Origin of the sequence: Bifidobacterium pseudolongum subsp. globosum (assembly GCF_000741295.1) — a bacterium.
In the GTDB taxonomy this organism is placed as follows: Bacteria; Actinomycetota; Actinomycetes; order Actinomycetales; family Bifidobacteriaceae; genus Bifidobacterium; species Bifidobacterium globosum.
The window spans coordinates 1-20,386 of sequence record NZ_JGZG01000001.1 but is presented as its reverse complement, the minus strand read 5'-3'; the positions used below and the strand labels follow the sequence as shown (position 1 = coordinate 20,386).

General features: G+C 64.0%; 16 protein-coding genes. 14 read left to right on the top strand and 2 right to left on the bottom strand.

What is annotated here, in order from left to right; translation table 11 throughout:
* Nucleotides 1-151 precede the first annotated feature (151 nt).
* The 4 genes from BPSG_RS00080 (at nt 152) to BPSG_RS00065 (ending at nt 5,967) form a co-directional block, all read left to right on the top strand.
* Nucleotides 152-1,783, top strand: coding sequence for a peptide ABC transporter substrate-binding protein (locus tag BPSG_RS00080; RefSeq protein WP_026644014.1), 1,632 nt, complete (start codon nt 152-154; stop codon nt 1,781-1,783).
* A 247-nt stretch (nt 1,784-2,030) separates the two neighbouring features.
* Nucleotides 2,031-2,957, top strand: coding sequence for an ABC transporter permease (locus BPSG_RS00075; RefSeq protein ID WP_026644015.1), 927 nt, complete (start codon nt 2,031-2,033; stop codon nt 2,955-2,957).
* Between the two features lie 18 nt (nt 2,958-2,975).
* Entirely contained in the window at nt 2,976-3,929 is a 954-nt protein-coding gene (locus BPSG_RS00070; protein WP_026644016.1) for an ABC transporter permease, read from the top strand.
* Between the two features lie 19 nt (nt 3,930-3,948).
* Nucleotides 3,949-5,967: a dipeptide ABC transporter ATP-binding protein gene (locus BPSG_RS00065; protein WP_026644017.1), complete on the top strand. Its 2,019-nt coding sequence runs from the start codon at nt 3,949-3,951 to the stop codon at nt 5,965-5,967.
* Between the two features lie 25 nt (nt 5,968-5,992).
* Here BPSG_RS00065 and BPSG_RS00060 read toward each other — a convergent pair whose 3' ends face one another.
* A complete protein-coding gene (locus BPSG_RS00060; protein WP_051592096.1) occupies nt 5,993-6,661 on the bottom strand; it encodes a hypothetical protein in 669 nt (222 codons plus the stop codon).
* Between the two features lie 135 nt (nt 6,662-6,796).
* On the opposite strand from BPSG_RS00060, the gene BPSG_RS00055 reads away from it, so the two are divergent.
* The 7 genes from BPSG_RS00055 (at nt 6,797) to acnA (ending at nt 16,719) form a co-directional block, all read left to right on the top strand.
* Nucleotides 6,797-7,657, top strand: coding sequence for an exodeoxyribonuclease III (locus BPSG_RS00055; protein WP_026644018.1), 861 nt, complete (start codon nt 6,797-6,799; stop codon nt 7,655-7,657).
* A gap of 170 nt (nt 7,658-7,827) precedes the next feature.
* Complete coding sequence (locus tag BPSG_RS00050) at nt 7,828-8,685, top strand: DUF3710 domain-containing protein (protein ID WP_026644019.1); 858 nt, start codon at nt 7,828-7,830, stop codon at nt 8,683-8,685.
* Nucleotides 8,685-9,419 (top strand): DUF3159 domain-containing protein, encoded by a 735-nt coding sequence (locus BPSG_RS00045; protein ID WP_026644020.1) that lies wholly within the window; start codon nt 8,685-8,687, stop codon nt 9,417-9,419. Before BPSG_RS00050 ends, BPSG_RS00045 begins: the two co-directional genes overlap by 1 nt.
* A gap of 28 nt (nt 9,420-9,447) precedes the next feature.
* Nucleotides 9,448-10,032, top strand: a complete 585-nt coding sequence (locus BPSG_RS00040) for a hypothetical protein (RefSeq protein ID WP_051592097.1) — start codon at nt 9,448-9,450, stop codon at nt 10,030-10,032.
* A 26-nt stretch (nt 10,033-10,058) separates the two neighbouring features.
* Entirely contained in the window at nt 10,059-11,369 is a 1,311-nt protein-coding gene (locus BPSG_RS00035) for a class I SAM-dependent RNA methyltransferase (RefSeq protein WP_026644022.1), read from the top strand.
* Between the two features lie 63 nt (nt 11,370-11,432).
* A complete protein-coding gene (locus BPSG_RS00030) occupies nt 11,433-13,955 on the top strand; it encodes a cation-translocating P-type ATPase (RefSeq protein ID WP_033502254.1) in 2,523 nt (840 codons plus the stop codon).
* A 61-nt stretch (nt 13,956-14,016) separates the two neighbouring features.
* A complete protein-coding gene (gene acnA, locus BPSG_RS00025; RefSeq protein ID WP_026644023.1) occupies nt 14,017-16,719 on the top strand; it encodes an aconitate hydratase AcnA in 2,703 nt (900 codons plus the stop codon).
* A gap of 89 nt (nt 16,720-16,808) precedes the next feature.
* Here the strand turns inward: acnA and BPSG_RS00020 are convergent, their stop codons facing one another.
* Nucleotides 16,809-17,012, bottom strand: coding sequence for a hypothetical protein (locus tag BPSG_RS00020; protein ID WP_236822970.1), 204 nt, complete (start codon nt 17,010-17,012; stop codon nt 16,809-16,811).
* Nucleotides 17,013-17,323: 311 nt separating this feature from the next.
* Between BPSG_RS00020 and BPSG_RS00015 the strand changes: the two genes are divergently transcribed.
* From BPSG_RS00015 to BPSG_RS08680, 3 genes are all read left to right on the top strand, one after another.
* Complete coding sequence (locus BPSG_RS00015; RefSeq protein ID WP_033502255.1) at nt 17,324-17,959, top strand: isochorismatase family protein; 636 nt, start codon at nt 17,324-17,326, stop codon at nt 17,957-17,959.
* Nucleotides 17,949-20,024 carry a GmrSD restriction endonuclease domain-containing protein gene (locus BPSG_RS00010; protein ID WP_026644025.1) on the top strand — a complete coding sequence of 692 codons (2,076 nt, stop codon included), beginning with the start codon at nt 17,949-17,951 and terminating at the stop codon, nt 20,022-20,024. The genes BPSG_RS00015 and BPSG_RS00010 overlap by 11 nt, the downstream gene beginning before the upstream one ends.
* Before the next feature lie 91 nt (nt 20,025-20,115).
* Nucleotides 20,116-20,386 (top strand): helix-turn-helix domain-containing protein (locus tag BPSG_RS08680; RefSeq protein WP_162174656.1); only part of this gene is annotated, 271 nt, incomplete at its 3' end.

Sequence of the window (20,386 nt, the reverse complement as noted above, 5' to 3'; positions counted from 1 at the left end):
GTTTTCTCATACCGAGAACGCAGGTTACATGGGTGTGGCACAATGGTGTGGTAATCGGCGGCGGGGGCGGAACCCGAAGCGGTTTCGCGCCGACGTATGCGGCGGGGGAATCACTCTCCGTCGGCCGATCGTAAGAAAAAGGAGTAATCACATGAAGAAGAAGGCTATCGCCGTCGTCGCAGGCGCCTGCACGCTCGGCATGCTTCTCAGCGGTTGTGGCGGGTCAGGTGGCGATTCCAACGCCAGTGGCGGCGCCAACGTCATCACCGCGTTCAACTCGGAACCGCAGAACGCGCTCATCCCGGGCGACACGAACGAGACCGGCGGCGGCAAGGTGGGGCAGCTGCTGTTCGCGAACCTAGTGCGTTACGATTCCAAGGGCGACACCAAGATGGAAGTCGCCGACTCGATCGAACCGAACAAGGACGCCACTCAGTACACCGTCAAGCTCAAGGACGGCTGGAAGTTCACCGACGGCACGCCGGTGACCGCCGAATCCTTCACCAAGTCGTGGAGCTACACGGCGAACGCGAAGAACGCGCAGAAATGCTCGTCGTTCTTCAGCATGATCAAGGGCTATGACGACCTGCAGAAGGACGGCCTCAAAGGCGACGAACAGCTCGAGGGCCTCAAGGTCGTTGACGACAAGACCTTCACCGTCGACTTGGCCCAGCCGGATTCGGTCTTCCCGATCAAGGTGGGCTATCTGGCATTCGCGCCGCTGCCGGAATCCTTCTACAAGGATCCGAAGGCCTTCGGTGAGAAACCGGTCGGCAATGGCATGTACAAGCTCGACAAGTGGGACCACAACTCGCAGATCGTGCTGACGAAGAACGCCGACTACAAGGGTGAGGAAAAGCCGAAGAACGACGGCGTCACCTTCAAGATCTACACCGACGTGGACGCCGCCTATGCGGATGTCCAGGCGGGCAACCTCGACGTCATGGACACCGTCCCCGCCTCCGCCACGAAGACCTTCGAGAAGGATTCGTCGATCGAGGCCTACAACAAGGCCGGCTCGGTCATCCAGACCTTTACAATCCCGGCGAACATGAAGCACTGGGAGACCAACACCGAGGAAGGCCAGCTGCGCCGCCAGGCGCTGTCAATGGCGATCGACCGCGAACAGCTCGTCACCAAGGTCCTCAACGGCGTCGGCACCGCGGCGACCGATTTCACGGCGCCGGCCATCCCGGGCTATTCGAAGGACCTCAAGAACGGCAAGTACCTCAAGGCCAACCCGTCCGAAGCCAAGAAGCTGTGGGACCAGGCCGAGGCAATCTCCAAGTGGGACGGCACGCTGACGTTCTCCTTCAACGCCGACGGCGGCGCGAAGCCGATCTACGACGCAATCGTGAACCAGGTCAAGAACAACCTCGGCATCAAGGCCGCGACGAACCCGATGCCGACCTTCCAGGAGTTCCGCAACGCGGTCTCCGAGCGCAAGATCGACGGCGCGTTCCGCACCGGCTGGCAGCCTGACTATCCGTCGGCCGAGAACTACCTGTACCAGCTCTATGATTCGCGTGCCGCCGATGGCAACGGCTCGAACGACGGCGATTACAAGAACGCCGAAGTCGACGAGCTGCTGAACAAGGCCGCCGCGGCGACGAAGAGCGACAAGCAGATCGACCTCTACCACCAGGTCGAGGAGATCCTGCTCGAGCAGCTCCCCGCCATCCCGATCTACTACACCAACGCCGACGGTGTGGCGGCGAAGGGTGTCAAGGGCTTCGAGATGGACTGGCAGAACCAGCCGATCTACGAGAACATGACGAAGTGAGGCATCCGACAACGGCTCCCGTTCCGTGACGGGCGGCGAGCGCAGGCAGGGCCCCGGAACCCCGGATGGGTTCCGGGGCCCTGCCATTGGCAACGGGCGGCATCCCGGAATATGAGCAGAACGGCACATATACGCCAAAAGCATGCCGTAAGTCAGGTCATGCGGTAGACTTGCTGGATACCGCGACCGCGAGCGGCGTAATCGATTATGCCCTGAGCGCGGTCTGTAAGACAACAAGGAGCAACCAATGGGCAAATATCTTCTGCGCCGCATTCTGCAGATGATCCCCGTGGTTCTCGGTACGACACTGTTGGTGTATGCGCTCGTCTTCGCTCTTCCGGGTGACCCGGTCAAGGCGATGTTCGGAGACAAGCCCGTCAATGAAGCCGTCGCTGCCCAGATCCGCGCCGAATACAATTTGGACAAGCCGTTCATCGTACAGTATTTCCTGTTCCTGAAGAACGCGCTGACCCTCAATTTCGGTGAGACCTTCGCCGGCCAGCCCGTCATCGCGGAGATCGGCCGTGCGTTCCCCGTCACGATCAAGCTCGCATTGATGGCATTCTGTTTCGAAGCCATCTTCGGCTGTGTCTTCGGTGTCATTTCCGGCCTCAAAAAAGGCAAGTGGTATGACTCGGTGATTCTCATCGTCTCGCTGCTGCTCATTTCGGTGCCGACCTTCGTCACCGGTTTCGTCGGCCAATACTTCCTCGGCGTCAAATGGCGCATCCTGCCGGTGACGGCCGGAGCGAACCCGGGGTTCTTCGACCTGTTGATGCCGGCGATGGTGCTGGGATCGGTCTCGATGGCCTACATCATCCGCTTGGCCCGTTCCGAGGTCTCGTCGAACATCGCACTCGACTATGTGCGCACGGCACGCGCCAAGGGTATGAGCAACACATCGGTCACCTTCCGCCACATTCTGCGCAATTCGATGATCCCGGTCGTCACGTATCTGGGTCAGGACCTTGGCGCGCTGATGGGCGGCGCCATGATCACCGAACAGATCTTCAACATCCACGGCATCGGCTTCCTGACCTACCAGAGCATCCTCAAGGGCGAAGCCAACATGGTCGTCTCGGTCGTTACACTGCTCACGCTCGTGTTCGTGGTGTGCAACCTGCTTGTCGACATGCTGTATGCGGCACTTGATCCGCGCATCAGGTACGCGTGAGTAAAAGGGGTATTGCACATGACAGACATCAATACAACGCTTCCGGGGCAGGAGCGTTACGTCGCCCCGCTCGAAGAGACGCCGCTGCAGACGGTGGACACGGTCGACGAATCCGCTCCGGCCACAAGCATGTGGTCCGACGCGTGGCGCACGCTGCGCAGGAACCCGCTGTTCATCATCTCGGCGATCCTCATCGTGTTCATCATCTTCGTGGCGCTCTTCCCGGGCGTCTTCACGAAGACCGACCCGAACTACTGCACGCTCGACGATTCGCTTGAACCCGCACGCCCGGGCCATCCCTTCGGATTCGACATGCAGGGCTGCGACGTGTACGCACGCGTCGTCTACGGCACGCGCACGTCGCTGAGCGTCGGCATTCTCTCCACGCTCATCGTCGTGGCGGTCGGCACGCTCATCGGCGCGATCGCCGGTTTCTGCGGCGGCTGGATCGACGCGGTGCTCAGCCGCATCGTCGACATCTTCATGGCCATCCCGATGCTGCTCGGCGCGATTGTGGTGCTGCAGATGTTCCGCACCGTCACCTCGATCTGGAAGGTCGTGCTCGTGCTCGCGCTCTTCGGCTGGGTCTCCACCGCGCGCATCGCCCGCGGCGCCGTGCTCTCGTCGAAGAACCTCGAATTCAACACGGCCTCGACCGCGTTGGGCTCCACTCCGATGCGCAACCTGTTCCGCCACATCCTGCCCAACTCGCTGGCGCCGATCATCGTCATCGCCACCACGTCGCTCGGCTCGTACATCGTCTCCGAAGCCACACTGAGCTTCCTGGGCATCGGCCTGCCGTCCACGACGGTCAGCTGGGGCGGCGACATCTCGAACGCGCAGTCGATCCTGCGCACCGACCCGATGGTGCTGTTCTATCCATCGGTGGCGTTGGCCGTCACCGTGTTGGCGTTCATCATGATGGGCGACGCCGTCAAAGACGCCCTTGATCCCAAGAGCCGTACGGCGTGAGCTTCGCGAGGTTATGCAAATGAGTGAGCAAACGAATATTGACGACAAACTCGACCAGCTGCAGCGCGCCGAGGGCCCGCTGCTCGAGGTCAAGGACCTGCAGGTCGACTTCACGACCGACGACGGCCGCGCCGTGCATGCGGTGCGTGACTCCTCCTTCAGCGTGTATCCGGGCCAGTGGGTGGCCATCGTGGGTGAATCCGGTTCGGGCAAGTCCACGTCCGCCATGGCGTGCCTGGGCCTGCTGCCGGGCACAGGCAAGGTCGTGGGTGGCTCCATCAAGCTCAACGGCACCGAGATCTCGCACTACGCGCAGAAAGAGTTCGTGAACGTGCGCGGCTCCAAGATGGGCCTTGTGCCGCAGGACCCGATGAGCAACCTCAACCCGGTGTGGCGCATCGGCACGCAGGTCAAAGAGGCGCTTGTGGCCAACAACATGGACGTCTCGCACGAAAAGCGTTCCGATCTGGCCAAGGCGCTCGCCAATGCGGACATCGAGATCAAGAGCGAAGGCGACGAGACGTTCCTCGGCTCCAAGGAGCTGCCGGAACTGCTCGAAGCCGCCGAACAGGCGCTTGTGGGCATTGGCGTGGAAGGCGACGCGTTCACGAGGAAGATGGAGTACTTCCGTTCCGAATGGGTGCCGGGCTCCGAAACCCGCTGGCGCGTGGCCGACGACCTGATCAAGGCCGGCGTCAAGGATGACGACGCATGGTACATCGCCAAGAAATACGTCACCGGCTCGTCGATGGAGGACCGCATCGCCGGCCTGCTCGTCGAGGCCGGCCTGCCCGATGCCGCCACGCGCGCACGCCAGTATCCGCACGAGTTCTCCGGCGGCATGCGCCAGCGCGCGCTGATCGCGATCGGTCTGGCCTGCCGGCCGGAACTGCTCATCGCCGACGAGCCGACGAGCGCGCTCGACGTGACGGTGCAGAAGAAGATCCTCGACCATCTGCAGGACCTGACCGATTCGTTGGGCACCGCCGTGCTGTTCATCACCCATGACCTTGGCCTGGCAGCCGAACGCGCCCAGCACATCGTGGTCATGTACAAGGGGCAGGTCGTGGAGTCGGGTCCGTCGCTCGAAGTGCTGCAGCACCCGCAGCACCCATACACGAAGCGCCTGGTGGCCGCGGCCCCATCGCTCGCCTCGCAGCGCATCGTGTCGGTCGAGGAGCATGGGCAGGACGCTTCATCGATCATGGAGCACAAGGTCAACGAGCAGTCGCTCGAAACGGCGGACACGATCATCGAAGTGAGCCACCTGACGCGTGAGTTCAAGCTGCCGCGCACCAAGGACATGTTCAAGGCCGTCGACGATGTGAGCTTCAAGGTCAAGCGCGGCACCACGCTCGCGATTGTGGGTGAATCGGGATCGGGCAAGTCCACCGTGGCGAACATGGTGCTCAAGCTGCTGGAGCCCACGAGCGGCACCGTCACCTACAACGGCAGCGACATCGCGCAGTTCAAAGGCAAGAGCCTGCTCGACTTCCGCCGCCATGTGCAGCCGGTGTTCCAGAACCCCTACGGTTCGCTGGACCCGATGTATTCGATCTTCCGCTCCATCGAGGAGCCGCTGCGCATCCACAAGATCGGCGACAAGAAGAGCCGAGCCGCCCGCGTGCGCGAGCTGCTCGACCTGGTGGAGTTGCCGGAGTCGGTCATGCGCCGGTACCCGAACGAGCTTTCGGGCGGTCAGCGCCAGCGCATCGCGATCGCGCGCGCGATGGCGCTCAATCCGGACGTCATCGTCTGTGATGAGGCCGTGTCCGCGCTCGACGTGCTTGTGCAGGATCAGGTGCTCCATCTGCTCAACGACCTGCAGGCCAAGAACGGCCTGAGCTATCTGTTCATCACGCACGACCTCGCGGTTGTGCGGCAGATCGCCGACGACGTGGTGGTCATGCAGCACGGCAAGCTCGTGGAGCACGGCACCACCGACGAGGTGTTCCTGCACCCGCAGCAGCAGTACACGCGCGACCTGCTTGACGCGATCCCGGGCGGCAAGCTCGAACTCGGCCTCAATCTAGACTGATATGGGCGGCTAGGCCCGTGGAAGGTCACCCTTCCACGGGGTTGCGCTCGTCATCGTCATCTTCGGCGGCATCGTCATCATCGACGATGCCGCCGTCTTCCTTGCCCACCGCATACGTGGCCATGTGGTGCGCCTTGCCGATCTTGTGGATCGAATCCATCAGATCGAAGGCCTGCGCGAAGATGATGAGCGAGAAGATCTCGTGCGAGACCTCGGCCGTCAGCACGTCGCCACCGGGCAGGTGGCCGAGCAACACGAACGCGAAGAACAGCGTGGGGTAGATCAGCTGGCGCTGGTAGCTGTAGAAGAACGTGCGGTTCGTCAGGTGGTACAGCAGGATCGGCACGAGGTTGATCGTCGAGAAGATGATCTGGATCAGCACGAGGATACCGACGCCTTGGCTGTAATTGTCGTAGAACACCTTGCCGAAGATGGCGAGGAACATGATGCTGTACAGGTTCGCGAAGAGCAGGTAGCCGAACTGCAATGTGCGCGTGTTGGTGAAGAAGCCGGCCACGAACACCACGAAGACGGAGACCTCCACGAAGATGTCGCTGTAGAATTCGCGGTCGTCAAACAGCGAGACCGCCGCGCACACGAGGGTGAGGAGCACCGCACCCATGCAGATGATGAATCCGCGCGGTACATGCGGCCGTGTGGGCGAGGTGAGGGCTTGGTTCGTGGTCTGTGTCATTGTCGCTCGATTCATGCAAAGGGAATGCGGCGTTTGGCGCCGATGCCTCCACGGTAACGCGTTTGCCCCGCGCCGGCACGCGTTCACCAAGCATGAACGGGCCCGCGGCCGTTGTGCGCTGGTAGGCTCTAAAGCATGACACTCACAATCACCACCGCGAATCTCAACGGCATCCGTGCCGCCAAACGCAAAGGGGTCAGCAAATGGCTCGCCCGCAACACGCCCGACATCTGGTGCATGCAGGAGACGCGTGCGCCGCAGGAGATCCTCGACGAGATGTTCCAGGACTTCGGTGCGACCTATGTGGAGCAGGGGCGCATCGCCACGCCCGACGATCTGGCCGCCGTGGACGACGTGTGCCGGATCAAGGGGCGCGCGGGTGTGGGCCTTGTCACCGACCGCCCCGTGGAACGCACGTGCATCGGGTTGCCGGGGCTTGACGAAGACGTGGACTCAGGGCGCTGGGTGGAGGCCGACGTGCGCACTCCGCAGGGGTACGAGATCACCGTGGTGTGCGTGTATGTGCACGCGGGCGGCGACGGCGACGACATCAAGGAAGTGCAGAAATACCGCTTCCTCGACGCGATGACCGAACGCATGCGTGAACTGCAGGACATCGCGGCGTCCGGCGGCAACCAGGCGGTGATCTGCGGCGACTTCAACATCGCGCACACGCCGATCGACCTGAAGAACGCGAAGGCCAACATCACCACGCACGGCTTCCTGCCCGAGGAGCGCGCCTACATGGACCGCTGGATCGGGCAGATGGAGTATGTGGACGTGATGCGCGACCTTGCCGGCGACATCCAAGGGCCGTATACGTGGTGGAGCCAGCGCGGCCGTGCCTTCGACAACGACGCCGGCTGGCGCCTCGACTACCAGTTCGCCACGCCCGAGCTTGCGCTCACCGCACGGGGATTCCGTGTGGACCGCGCCGAGGAATGGTTCAAGCGGTGGTCCGACCATGCGCCGCTGACCATCACGTACGACGTCTGACGCACAAGACCGCGCATGCAGGCCATGGATGTTTGGTGCAGTGACCGGGCGCGGCGTTCCATGCAATCACTCATGCGCCCTATACTGAACTGGAAGTAGTGATTGACTATTGCCAATGGGCTGCCGGTGGCCATGCGCGCCGCCGGCGGCCTGCAACGAAATGAGGATATATGGGACTGTTCGGATTCGGCAAGAAGAAGAAAAACCGTGAGGCCGAGGCCATCGCTTCGCAGACCGAAGACATGGCGAAGGAAGACGTCCGGATCGACGACGAATCCCAGCAGGGCGACGATGCCGCGGCTGGCGAGCGCATGACGGGGCAGATCCCCGAAGAGACGAGCATGACATACGAGGGCCGCGGCGAAGAGTACGGCCCGTGGGACATCGACGAGGACAACGCCCCTGATTTCGACGAATACATGTCGCTCGGCGCGTTCTACATCCCGTTCGTGCGTGGCATCCAGCTGCGCATCAAGGCGAGCCGTGCGGACAACACGCTGCTCGGCGCGACGGTGACGATCGGGCGGTCGAGCCTTGAGCTTGAGGCGTTCGCCGCGCCGAAGACGCTCGGCCTGTGGGACGACGTGCGCGAGGACCTGCTCGAAGGCAACGCCAACGCCAAGGAAGTGCCCGGCATTTTCGGAGCCGAGATCGAACTGCCCGTCAAGCTCGACAACGGCAAGGTGCACACCACGCGCATCGTGGGTGTGGACGGCCCGCGTTGGATGCTGCGCGGCATCTTCTCGGGCCCCGCGGCTGAGGACCCCAAGTCGCCGGAAGCGGAGATCCTCAACCGCTTCTTCTCCGACATCGTCGTGGACCGCGGCGAGGAGCCGCTCGCCCCGCGCGATCTGATCCCGATGGCACCGCCGCTCACACCGAACGAGCGCCGCGAGCGTGACGCCGCACAGCAGGACGGCGAGGGCGCACAGCTGCCTGGCAAGCCGGAAGGTCCGTTCAACTCCGACCAGGAGACGGAGACGAAGACGACGTTGTCGCGCGGACCGATGTTCTCGGAACTGCGTTGATGGGCAACGACCGCAAACGCACCGGACTCGGCGCGCTCGCACAGGCCGGCGACGACGATTTCTCGGTCATCACGGCCATCGGCGGCCCGCGCGGCGTGGTGGAATCCATGCTGCCGGGCTTCCTCTTCGTCGTCATGTTCGTCGTCACGTTGAATCTGCAGCTCACGATCATCGTGTCCGCGGCGCTCGCCGTGCTGCAGGTAGTGGTGCGCCTGTGCCAACGCCAATCGGTCATGGGTGCGCTCAGTGGCCTGGCGGCGGTCGCGATCTGCCTGATCTGGGCATGGCGTACCGGTGAGGCGCGCGATTACTACATGTACGGGTTCCTCACGAACGCTGCCTACATCGTGCTGTTGCTCGTCTCGCTCGCCGTGCATGTGCCGGCGCTTGGGTTCCTCATCGAATTCATCCGCTCGCTGCCCACCGAACACTTCAGACAGTGGCTCGACGGCTGGCGTTCCGACAAAGAGCTCGTGAAGGCCTACACCATCGCCACGTGGCTGTGGCTCGGTGTGTTCGCACTGCGCCTTGTGGTGCAGGTGCCGCTGTACGTGACGAACCACGTGGGCTGGCTCGGCACCGCACGCCTGCTGATGGGCCTGCCGTTCTGGGCGCTGGCCATCTGGGTCACCTATCTGATTGTGGCGACGCCGATGCACCGCCACAAGATGCGTGAACGCGCGCAACTCGAAGAGAGCGCCGAACATCCCCACGCGTCGAACAGCACGCAATGAGCAGATGAGCAAAGGCATAAGATACACCATGGGCAACGGAATCCTTCTCAAGCTGGCGGTGGGCGTGTGCTGCGCGCTCGCCGTGTTCGGCCTCGCCGCATGCACACCGCGCGGCGCAGCCGTCGGCGACACACAGCAGGAGCAGGCGCCGGCGCATGACAACGTGCCGGGTGCACGCACGACGATCGCGCTGATCGGATCGCCGCACGCATCCAATGCGGACACACTTGCAGTGAATGCGCTGGATGCGGACGATGACTTCGACGTCGTCTACACGGCCACGGCAGGCCTCGACGACCCGGGCGCCACGGCGCGCCAAGCGGTGCTCGACGCGGTGGCACGACGCGTCAACCTCATCATGATCAGTGATTTCACCGAGGGGGAAGAGGGCGCGTGGAGCCAGACGCTCGGCAAGGCGCGCGAAAGCGGCATTCCGGTCGTGTTGCTCAATCCGGAGGGCGAGCCCCACGACCCACTGCTGTATGCTGCGGTGTTCCGCGTCAACGACCGCATGATGGATGCGGTGCCGCTCGCCAAGGCCGCCGACATGGTGATCCGCGACGAGCCGCACGACCGCGAGATGATGGTCACGACGATCACCGCCACCGAATAGACACACGACAACAGACAGGAACGGGTATGGAAGCCACGGTACAGATCGAACGATACGCGGATCAGGGCAGGTGCGTCGCACACATCGACGGGCGCGTCGTCTTTGTGCGGTTCGCGCTGCCGGGCGAGCGCGTGAGGATCGTGCTCGACGAGCCGACCGACAGGAGCGACCGGTTCTGGACCGGCGAAGTCGTCGAGGTGCTCGAGGCGAGCCCGGACCGTGTGGCGCCGAGCTGGCCGCTCGCCGGACCGCTCGCGATGGGCGGCGGCGTCGGTGGCGCCGACCTCATCCATGTGTCGCTCGAAGGTCAGGAACGGTGGAAGGAAGCCGCGGTCATGGACGTGATGCGCCGGCTCGGCCATGTGGAGCTCGACGAGATCCCCGTCTATGCCATGCCCGGCGACGAAGACGCACAGGGGCTGCACTGGCGCACGCGCATCGAGATGATCACCGACGATGAGGGACGGCCGTCGATGCACCGCCGTGGCAGCCACGTACGTGTGCCGATCGACACGATGCCGCTCGCGACGCGCGCCGTGCTCGAAGCGGCCGCGATGAACGACGTGTGGGGCGGCGCGCTACCCGCTAACGCGCAGGTGCGCATCGCCGTTCCCGAGCCGCGCGTGGACGCCGCGGACATCGCGGATGGGGCTGCGCTGCGCCGTGCCATCGGCAGGAACTACGCCATCATCGTCGACGGCAAGGTGCGCCACGGCAGCCGCAGCCTGACCGAGCGGATCACTGTGGACGGCCACGCCTTCGACTACACGGTAGACGCCGCCGGCTTCTGGCAGATGCACCGCGAGGCGCCGCAGGTGCTGCCGCAGTACGTCATCGACCAGATCCGCGAAGTCCTTGGCGACCGCGCGCCCCGCAACGGCCGCAATCTGGTGATCTGGGATCTGTATTCAGGGTCCGGCCTGTTCACCCTGCCGCTCGCGACCCTGATCGACGAGCATGCGAAGCTCGTCAGCGTCGAAGGCGCGAAGACGGCGGTCGCGAACGCCCGCAGGAACCTCAAGAGCGCGGGCATCCACACGGTGCAGGCGTTGTGCGGCGACGTGCTCAAGACGCTCGAGAAAGACATCGATCCGCAGCGCGCGCACCCCGACATCGTCGTCCTCGACCCGCCGCGCGCGGGTGCGAAGGCGAAGGTGTGCACGAAGATCGCGAACTCCGGCGCGCCGATCGTCGTGTACATCGCGTGCGACCCGGCGTCGCTCGCGCGTGACACGGCGACGCTCACCCAGCATGGATATGCGCTCCATTCGATCGCCGCGTTCGACATCTACCCGATGACGCACCATGTGGAGACGGTCGCCGTCTTCACGAAGTGAGCGCAGCCACTGGCTGGCGGAGCATACAACGGCGGGTGCACACGGTCGAGTAGACTGGCGCGCATGAGCGAAACGACGAATGCGGCAACGGCCGCGCACCCGAAGATGCCGGATGTGTCTGAACGCGGACTGACGCAAGCGCAAGTCGAGGACCGCATCGAACGCGGACAGACGAACGCCGTCACATCGTCGACGTCGCGTTCGCTCGTCGACATCGTGCGAGCGAATGTGTTCACCCTGTTCAACGGCATCATCCTCACGGCGATGGTCATGGTGCTCATCGCCGGGTCATGGAAAGACGCCGTCTTCGGGCTCGTCATCATCATCAACACGGGCATCGGCATCGTCACCGAGCTGCGCGCGAAGCATACGCTCGACAAACTGTCGATCCTCGTCGCCTCGGATTATCTGGTGCGCCGTGACGGCAAGGATGTGGACGTCTCGCACAATGATATCGTGCTCGGGGACCTCATGTGGCTGCGCTCGGGGGAGCAGGTGCCCGCGGACGCCACGATCGTGCAGACATGGGGGCTTGAACTTGACGAGTCGATGATCACCGGCGAATCGCGCACTGTGCGCAAGAACGAAGGCGACACTGTCTACTCCGGCTCGACCGCAGTGTCCGGCATGGCGCTCGTGCACGTGACCGCGGTCGGCGCGCACAGCTACGCCGCCACACTCACCGCGCAGGCGAAGGTATACAAGAAGAACGTCTCCGACCTCAACAAGGGCATCAACACAATCCTCAAGTTCATGACGTTCCTCGTGGTGCCGCTGTGCATCCTGCTCATCCTCACACAGATGAAGACCGTCGGCGGCTGGTCCGCGGCCATCGCGAGCGGCGCATGGCGGCAGGCGGTCGTCTCATCGGTCGCCGGCGTGGTGGGCATGGTGCCGGAAGGCCTCGTGCTGCTCACCTCGCTCAACTTCGCGCTCGCGGCGATCAGGCTCGCGCGCAAGAACACGCTTGTGCAGGACCTCGACTCGGTGGAGACGCTCGCGCGCGTCGACTGCCTCAACCTCGACAAGACCGGCACGATCACCGACGGCGGCATCGTCTACGACGATTTCATCGCACTGCCTGCCTGCGCCAGCAAGCAGCAGGCGATGCAGGCGCTCTACGACCTGGCGAACGAGGAAAGCCCGAACGGCACCGGCCGTGCCGTGCTCGCGGGGCTCGGCAAGCAGGGATGCACCGGCAGCGCGCAGCTCGAACGCGTGCCGTTCTCGAGCGCGCGCAAATGGAGCGCGGTCGCGTTCCACGATGAGCCCGAAGCGGGCCAGGGCGGCGTGTGGTACATGGGTGCGCCGGAAGTGCTGCTCGCCGGATTCGCGAACCAGTACCCGGACGTGCTCAAGCAAGTCAACGACTACGCGAACAACGGCATGCGCGTGCTGCTCATCGCGCACGCCGCCGGCGAAGTCCCCGCCGATTTCGAGACCGACCCGAAGCTCGAGGCGGGCGCGCAGCCCGTGGCGATCGTGCTGTGCTCCGAGCATATCCGTGACGACGCGGAGCCGACGCTCGCGTGGTTCCGTGAACAGGGCGTGCGCTGCCGCGTCATCTCCGGCGACAACCCGGTGACGGTCGGTGCGATCGCCGGTAAGGTCAAGCTCACCGGCGACCGCAAGCCGGTGGCCATGGATGCGCGCGAACTGCCGCAGGACGTCGATGAGCTGGCGCGCGTGCTCGAGAACGTCGACGTGCTCGGTCGCGTGCTGCCCGAACAGAAGAAAGCGATTGTACAGGCGCTGCACACGCAGAAGCATGTGGTGGCGATGACCGGCGACGGCGTCAATGATGCGCTCGCGATCAAGGAGGCCGATCTGGGCATCGCGATGGGCAACGCGGCGCCGGCGACGAAAGCCGTGGCCGAAGTCGTGCTCGTCGACTCGAAATTCTCGCATCTGCCCGACGTCGTGGCGCGCGGGCGCCAGGTCATGGCGAACATGGAGCGCGTCGCGAGCCTGTTCCTGACGAAGACCGTCTATTCGGCGCTGATCTCGTTCGGTGTCGTGCTCAGCATGATCCCGTTCCCGTATCTGCCGCGCCACATCAGCTACATCGGCGCGTTGACGATCGGCGCCCCGGCGTTCCTGCTCGCGCTCGCGCCGAACACGCGCCGCTACATTCCCGGATTCCTGCGCCGCGTCTTCGCGTTCTCGGTGCCGTGCGGCATCGCGACGGCGCTCTCGGTGCTGTTGTCCGCATGGTTCGTTCCGAAACTCATGGGGTGGAACGTCGACGGCTCGGCGCAGTACCAGCTGTTGTGGCGGTCGATGTGCGCCACGGTGCTCTTCGTGATGGGCATCTACGTGCTCGCGCGCGTGGCGACGCCACTCAACTCGTGGCGCGGCTGGCTCGTCGCGGCGTTCGCGGCGGCGGGTGTAATCGGCATGTGCATCCCGTTCGTTGCGCATTTCTTCGCATTCCAGCTGCCGGGCGGCAAGGGCCTGCTCGCGCTTGGTGTGCAGATCGTGATCGCCACGCTGCTCTTCGCGCTCAGTGTGTGGCTGTTCCCCAAGTTCCTGCCCGTGACCATGCGTTCGGTCATCTCACAATACAAGCGCATATCGAAGCGCTGAAACATGCACACGGTATCGTGTGAGCCAATCACCAGTTCCACAACACGTTCGGAGGAAACCCATGTCCATGCGCGACGACCAGCTGGACGTCCTCAACGTCGGGGAGCAGTCGTACGACTACTACCGCATCGCCGACCTTGAGGGCATTGACCACCTTCCTTATTCGCTCAAGGTGCTCGTCGAGAACCTTGTGCGCAACGAGGACGGCGCCAACATCACCGACGAGCACGTGAAGGCGCTGCTCGATTGGGACCCTGCAGCCGATCCAAGCCATGAGATCCAGTTCACGCCGTCGCGCGTCGTCATGCAGGACTTCACCGGCGTGCCGTGCGTCGTCGACCTGGCCACGATGCGCGACGCCGTCAAGGAGCTCGGAGGCAACCCCGAGGTGATCAACCCGCAGGTGCAGTCCGACATGATCATCGACCATTCCGTGCAGATCGACGCCTACGGTGTGGATGACGCCGTGCAGATCAACATGGACATCGAATACGAACGCAACGGCGAACGCTACCAGTTCCTGCGCTGGGGCCAGCAGGCCTTCGAGAACTTCCGCGTGGTGCCGCCGGGGACAGGCATCATCCACCAGGTCAACATCGAATACCTCGCCCAGGTCGTCATGCGCAAGGCCGCCGCCGACGGTAGGACGCTCGCGTACCTCGATTCGTGCGTCGGCACCGACTCGCACACCACGACCGTCAACGGCCTCGGTGTGCTCGGCTGGGGCGTCGGCGGCATCGAAGCCGAGGCCGCCATGCTCGGCCAGCCGATCTCGATGCTCGTGCCGCGCGTCGTCGGCTTCAAGCTCAAGGGGGCGATCCCCGAAGGCGTCACAGCGACCGACGTGGTGCTCACCATCACCGACATGCTGCGCCAGCACGGCGTCGTCGGCAAGTTCGTCGAGTTCTACGGCGAAGGCATCGCGTCCGTCCCGCTCGCCAACCGCGCGACGATCGGCAACATGAGCCCGGAGTTCGGCTCGACGTGCGGCATCTTCCCGATCGATAACGTCACGCTCGACTACCTGCGCCTGACCGGCCGTTCCGACGAGCAGGTGGCGCTCGTCGAGGCGTATGCGAAGGCGAACAAGCTGTGGCACGACGTCAACGACCCGCAGTATGTGGAGCCGCAGTACTCCGAATACCTCGAGCTCGACCTGTCGACGGTCGTGCCGTCGATTGCCGGCCCGAAGCGCCCGCAGGACCGCATCGAGCTCAACCGTGCGAAGACGACGTTCGAAGAGACACTGCCTGGCTATGTGACCGAGAAGACGAACGGCAACCCCGTGCACGTCTCGACCGATTTCCGCGGCGACTTCGACATCCAGAACGGCGACGTGGCAATCGCCTCGATCACCTCGTGCACCAACACCTCGAACCCCTCGGTCATGATCGCCGCCGGCCTCATCGCGCGCAACGCCGTGGCGAGGGGCCTCAAGCCCAAGCCATGGGTCAAGACCTCGCTCGCCCCGGGCTCGCAGGTCGTGGCCGACTACTTGAAGCAGGCTGGCCTGCAGGAGGACCTCGACCGCCTCGGCTACCAGCTCGTCGGCTTCGGCTGCGCCACATGCATCGGCAATTCCGGCCCACTGCTGCCGGAGATCTCCGAAGCGATCAACGCGAACGACCTCACGGTGACCGCCGTGCTGTCGGGCAACCGCAACTTCGAAGGCCGCATCAGCCCGGACGTCAAGATGAACTACCTCGCCTCGCCGCCGCTCGTCATCGCCTATGCGCTCGCCGGCACGATGGACTTCGACTTCGAGACGGAGCCGCTTGGCACCGACCCGGAAGGCAAGCCGGTGTACCTCAAGGACATCTGGCCCACGAACGACGAGGTCGAGCAGGTGGTGAGCAGCAATGTGAGCCGTGAGATGTTCCTCAACGACTACGCTTCGGTGTTCGAAGGCGACGCGCGCTGGAAGGGCCTTGACGTGCCCGAAGGCGAACTGTTCGCATGGGATCCGGAGTCGACGTATGTGCGCAAGCAGACGTTCTTCGACGGCATGGGCGCCGAGCCGGCCCCGGTCGAGGACATCCGCGACGCACGCGTGCTCGCGTTCCTCGGCGACTCGGTCACGACCGACCACATCTCGCCGGCCGGCGCGTTCAAGGCGACGAGCCCCGCGGGCGAATACCTTGTGGAGCATGGCGTGCAGCCGAAGAACTTCAATTCGTACGGTTCGCGCCGTGGCAACCACGAAGTCATGGTACGCGGCACGTTCGGCAACATCCGCCTGCGCAATATGCTGCTCGCGTCGGTGGGCGAGGAGATCAAGCCGGGTGGCTACACCTACGACTTCCTGGCGATGAAGCCGACGACGATCTACGAGGCCTCACGCGACTACATCGCGAACGGCACGCCGCTCGTCGTCATCGGCGGCAAGGAATACGGCACCGGCTCCTCGCGCGACTGGGCGGCGAAGGGCACCGCGATGCTCGGTGTCAAGGCCGTCATCGTCGAAAGCTTCGAGCGCATCCACCGTTCCAACCTCATCGGCATGGGCGTGCTGCCGCTGCAGTTCCCCGAAGGCGAATCGGCGGAATCGCTCGGCCTGAACGGCACCGAGGTCTACTCGATCACCGGGATCGACGCGCTCAATCAGGGCGTGACGCCGAAGACCGTGCACGTCGAGGCGACGCACAAGGACGGCTCGAAGACCGAGTTCGAAGCCGTGGTGCGCATCGACACGCCTGGCGAAGCCGACTATTACCGCAATGGCGGCATCCTGCAGTACGTGCTGCGCAATCTGATGAGCGAGTGACGCTAAGCACGCCAGAGCGCAAGGGGGAGGGCCCATCCACACGACTGTGGATGGGCCCTCCCCCTTGGTATATGTGGTGAGCCCTGAGCCTACTTGCCCTGCTCCTTGGCGGCCTTCGCCGCCTGCTTGCGCTGCTCGTCGGCCACAATCGCACGCACGCGTTCCTCCTGAAGCGCCTCGCGCTGTTCCTGCAGCTTGTCATCCTTCGTGACGGGCATCTTGATCTTGCCCATCTCACGCTCGGCGTCGATAATGCCCGCGCGCACGGCGGCACGGATCACGTAATACAGCACCCAGATGCTGATGGCGACGATGATGATGGTGAACAGGCTCGCATATAGTCAGGTCATGGTCCACGCTCCTTAGTTGCTCTTTCCTCAGGTGATGCCATCGTTGGCAAGCACTGAGGCCATTATGGGGCCGCGCGTCGCGCGTCCTGTTCTCTCGCCGCGGAGCGCAACGCTGCTGGGATCCTGCGCCAACTGCACATGCCAGCACCATGTCTGATAAGCGAAAGCCTCGGAATACCACGCATGGAAGGGCATGTAGCACGAGTTTGGCACGCACGCGGCATGCCCTGTGCCGCGTGCTATAGAATGTGCACGTGGGCACGAACAACACAGCACTGATCATCGTCGATGTACAGCCAACGTTCACGGAGGGCGGCGAGCTCGCCGTTGAGGGCGGCAACGCGGTAGCCGAGCGCATCCATGGGTTCGCCGAGCGCAACCGCAGCCGGTATACGCTCATCGCGACGACGCAGGACTGGCATGTCGAACCGGGGGAGCATTGGTCCGACCACCCGGATTTCGTCGACACATGGCCGGTGCACGGCGCGGCCGGCACGCCGAATGCGCGCCTGCACCCGGCGGTCGAGTCGCTCGGCGTGCCGCACCACATCAAGAAGGGGCAGTACAGCGCCGCGTACTCCGGGTTCGAAGGCGTCGAAGACAACGGCAAGGCCATCCCCACGCGCGACGATGTGGCCGAGGCGCTCGCCGCGGGCCGCACGCTCGACGCGCTGCTCACCGGAGCAGGCGTCACACGCGTCGACATCGTGGGCATCGCGTTGTCGCATTGTGTGCGCGACACCGCGCTCGATGCGGCATCGCGCGGCTACGATGTGCGCGTGTACACCGACCTGAGCGTTCCGGTGAGCGAGGAGTTGGGTGCGGCGGCTGTCGAACGGATGCGGCGGGCCGGGGTCACAATCATTGAGGGGGACGATTATGTCGATTAGCGCAAGCGAAAAACCGCTGTCCAAAGTGTTCACCGCCGACTACCGGTTCGCGATTCCGGCGTTCCAGCGTTCGTACAGCTGGCACAACGTGCAGATGAAGCAACTCATCGAAGACGTCATGGACGCGTGCGCCGTGCACGACGGGCCGTATTTCCTGGGCTCCCTCATCCTCGTGCGCGACGAGCACGGCATGCACCAGGTGATCGACGGGCAGCAGCGTCTGGTGTCGCTGTCCATCATCTTCGCGGTGCTGCTCACGCTCGAAGAGGACCCGCAACTGCACGCGAGCCTCGCCGGCCTGCTCACCGAAGCGGGCGACAAACTGCGCGGCATCGAGACCGAGCCGCGCCTCAGGCTGCGCGAGCAGGACGAGGAGTTCTTCCGCGAATACGTGCAGCACGGCGACCTCGAGGCGCTGTTCGACCTGCGCGACACGGACATCGCGACGCAGGCGCAGCGCAACATCCAGATGAATACGAAATGCGCGTACGACATGCTCGCGTCGATGACCGACGACGAACGCCGGCAGTTCGCTGCCTACCTCGTCAACGATGTCATGTTCGTCATCGTCACGACCGACGACATATCGGGAGCGTACCGCATCTTCGACGTCATGAACATGCGAGGCATGCCGCTCACGCCGTCCGACGTGTTCAAGGCGAAGGTCGTCTCCGGTATCTCGAGCGCTGCACGCACCGTCTACGCGCGCTATTGGGACGACATCATGGAACCGATGGGCGACGAGAACGCGCGCATCGAACGGTTCTTCGCCGACCTCGACCTCATCTTCACGCGCACGCCGATCTGCGAGTCACTGATCGCCGATTTCACCGGCCACGTACTCGACGGGTACATCCGCAAAGGGCAATGCATCGAATTCATCGACGACGTGCTGCGGCCGTATGCAATCTGCGACGAGATTCTGCACCGGCCGAGCGAAAGCCTGCTGCCGCGCCCGATCGTCGACCTGCTCTGTGCGCTCGGCGACTACCCGTACAGCGACTGGAAGCCGGTCGCATTGTGGGCGCTCGTCCATTCGCTCGACGGTCTGACCGACCCGGACACGGTCGTCTTCGCGCATGGTGACCGCAATGCACAGCGCGCCTCGCTGCACGATGGCGAGCGCCTGATGCAGATCCTGACGATGCTCGACCGCGTGACCGGCATTGACTGCCTCAACGGGAAGTCGGAACTCGAACGGCGCACGCGCGCGGCCACGATTGTGCGCGACCTGAAGAAACAGATGCCGCTGCAACGCATCGCCGGGTTCAGCGTCAGCGCCGACGAGCAGCGGCTCGCGATGCTGCACCTGCGCGGTGAGCTTTCGATTGACGCCGGCATGCGGCGGCTGTTGCTCATCCGTGCGAACGAACAGCTCGCCGGCGAGCGCATCACACGGCCGCGCAGCCTCAACGCCGTGCCGATCATCCCCGAACGCATGCCCACCGGTTCGCAGTTCGCCGCTTGGCCGGCCGGCACATGCGACTATTGGGCGCAGCGGATCGGCAACTTCGTACTCACGCAGAAGGCGCCGCGGTATTTCAACGCTGTGGATGATTTTGGCGCACGGCGCGACCTCATGGTGCGCGACGCCAGTTCGCGGCGGTTCCCGTTGACGCGCGTGCTGCGCGATCTGGAGGTGATCACCCCGCAGTATCTGGAGTTGCGGCAACGACAGATCATCGACCTCATCGCGCAGGCATGGCACATCGACCGCGGTGATGTGGCGATCGCCGAACAGCAGGCGGCGGCCTCGACGCACACGCCGGGCGTCGCGCACCGGTCCAAGCGCACGTCGAAGCGTGTGGCTGTGGCCGAAGTGGTGCGCGCGGGGCTGCTCAAACCGGGGGACCGGTTCGTGTGGAACCGGCCGCGCAAGCATGAGACGTGGATTATCACCGTCACTGAAACTGGGTTCCAGGGAGAGGACGGCACCGAATACGCGACGCCGACGGCCGCGGCACGGCAGATCGGCGGATCGACGGCGAGCCTCAACGTCTGGAAGCGTGAGTCGGACGGTCGTGCATTGAGCGACATCTGGAAGGCGTACCGCGCGATGATGTGACGCCATGCACAACGTGAGGGGGCGGCCACCGAGCACACGGGGCGAATTCTAGTGGTCGTTGCAACACCATCGAGAGTCGGAGGTTGCAGCGATGGCATACGAGTTCGAGGGCGTGCAGTACGGGAAGCTTCGAGACATGCAGGAGGCCCGGCGCGCCCGGTATGTGCAGCTGCTTGAGGAAGGACTGAACTTCACCCAGGCAGCGCACGCGGTCGGCGTCTCCAAGCGCACGGGAAAGGTGTGGCGCAACGGGCGAACCCGTTCGAACGGACGCAACGAAAGGCCTCTGGTCGATTGGTATGGTGGACGGGTGAAAGACAGCACAACCACTGTGTCATCGCGCTATCTGAGCATCGACGAGC

Coding starts and splice junctions, on each gene's coding strand:
- BPSG_RS00060 (WP_051592096.1), bottom strand. CDS start 6,661: ATGACACAGACCACGAACCAAGCCCTCACCTCGCCCACACGGCCGCAT.
- BPSG_RS00065 (WP_026644017.1), top strand. CDS start 3,949: ATGAGTGAGCAAACGAATATTGACGACAAACTCGACCAGCTGCAGCGC.
- BPSG_RS00075 (WP_026644015.1), top strand. CDS start 2,031: ATGGGCAAATATCTTCTGCGCCGCATTCTGCAGATGATCCCCGTGGTT.
- BPSG_RS00010 (WP_026644025.1), top strand. CDS start 17,949: ATGTCGATTAGCGCAAGCGAAAAACCGCTGTCCAAAGTGTTCACCGCC.
- BPSG_RS00030 (WP_033502254.1), top strand. CDS start 11,433: ATGAGCGAAACGACGAATGCGGCAACGGCCGCGCACCCGAAGATGCCG.
- BPSG_RS00055 (WP_026644018.1), top strand. CDS start 6,797: ATGACACTCACAATCACCACCGCGAATCTCAACGGCATCCGTGCCGCC.
- acnA (WP_026644023.1), top strand. CDS start 14,017: ATGTCCATGCGCGACGACCAGCTGGACGTCCTCAACGTCGGGGAGCAG.
- BPSG_RS00050 (WP_026644019.1), top strand. CDS start 7,828: ATGGGACTGTTCGGATTCGGCAAGAAGAAGAAAAACCGTGAGGCCGAG.
- BPSG_RS00080 (WP_026644014.1), top strand. CDS start 152: ATGAAGAAGAAGGCTATCGCCGTCGTCGCAGGCGCCTGCACGCTCGGC.
- BPSG_RS00035 (WP_026644022.1), top strand. CDS start 10,059: ATGGAAGCCACGGTACAGATCGAACGATACGCGGATCAGGGCAGGTGC.
- BPSG_RS00045 (WP_026644020.1), top strand. CDS start 8,685: ATGGGCAACGACCGCAAACGCACCGGACTCGGCGCGCTCGCACAGGCC.
- BPSG_RS00040 (WP_051592097.1), top strand. CDS start 9,448: ATGGGCAACGGAATCCTTCTCAAGCTGGCGGTGGGCGTGTGCTGCGCG.
- BPSG_RS00070 (WP_026644016.1), top strand. CDS start 2,976: ATGACAGACATCAATACAACGCTTCCGGGGCAGGAGCGTTACGTCGCC.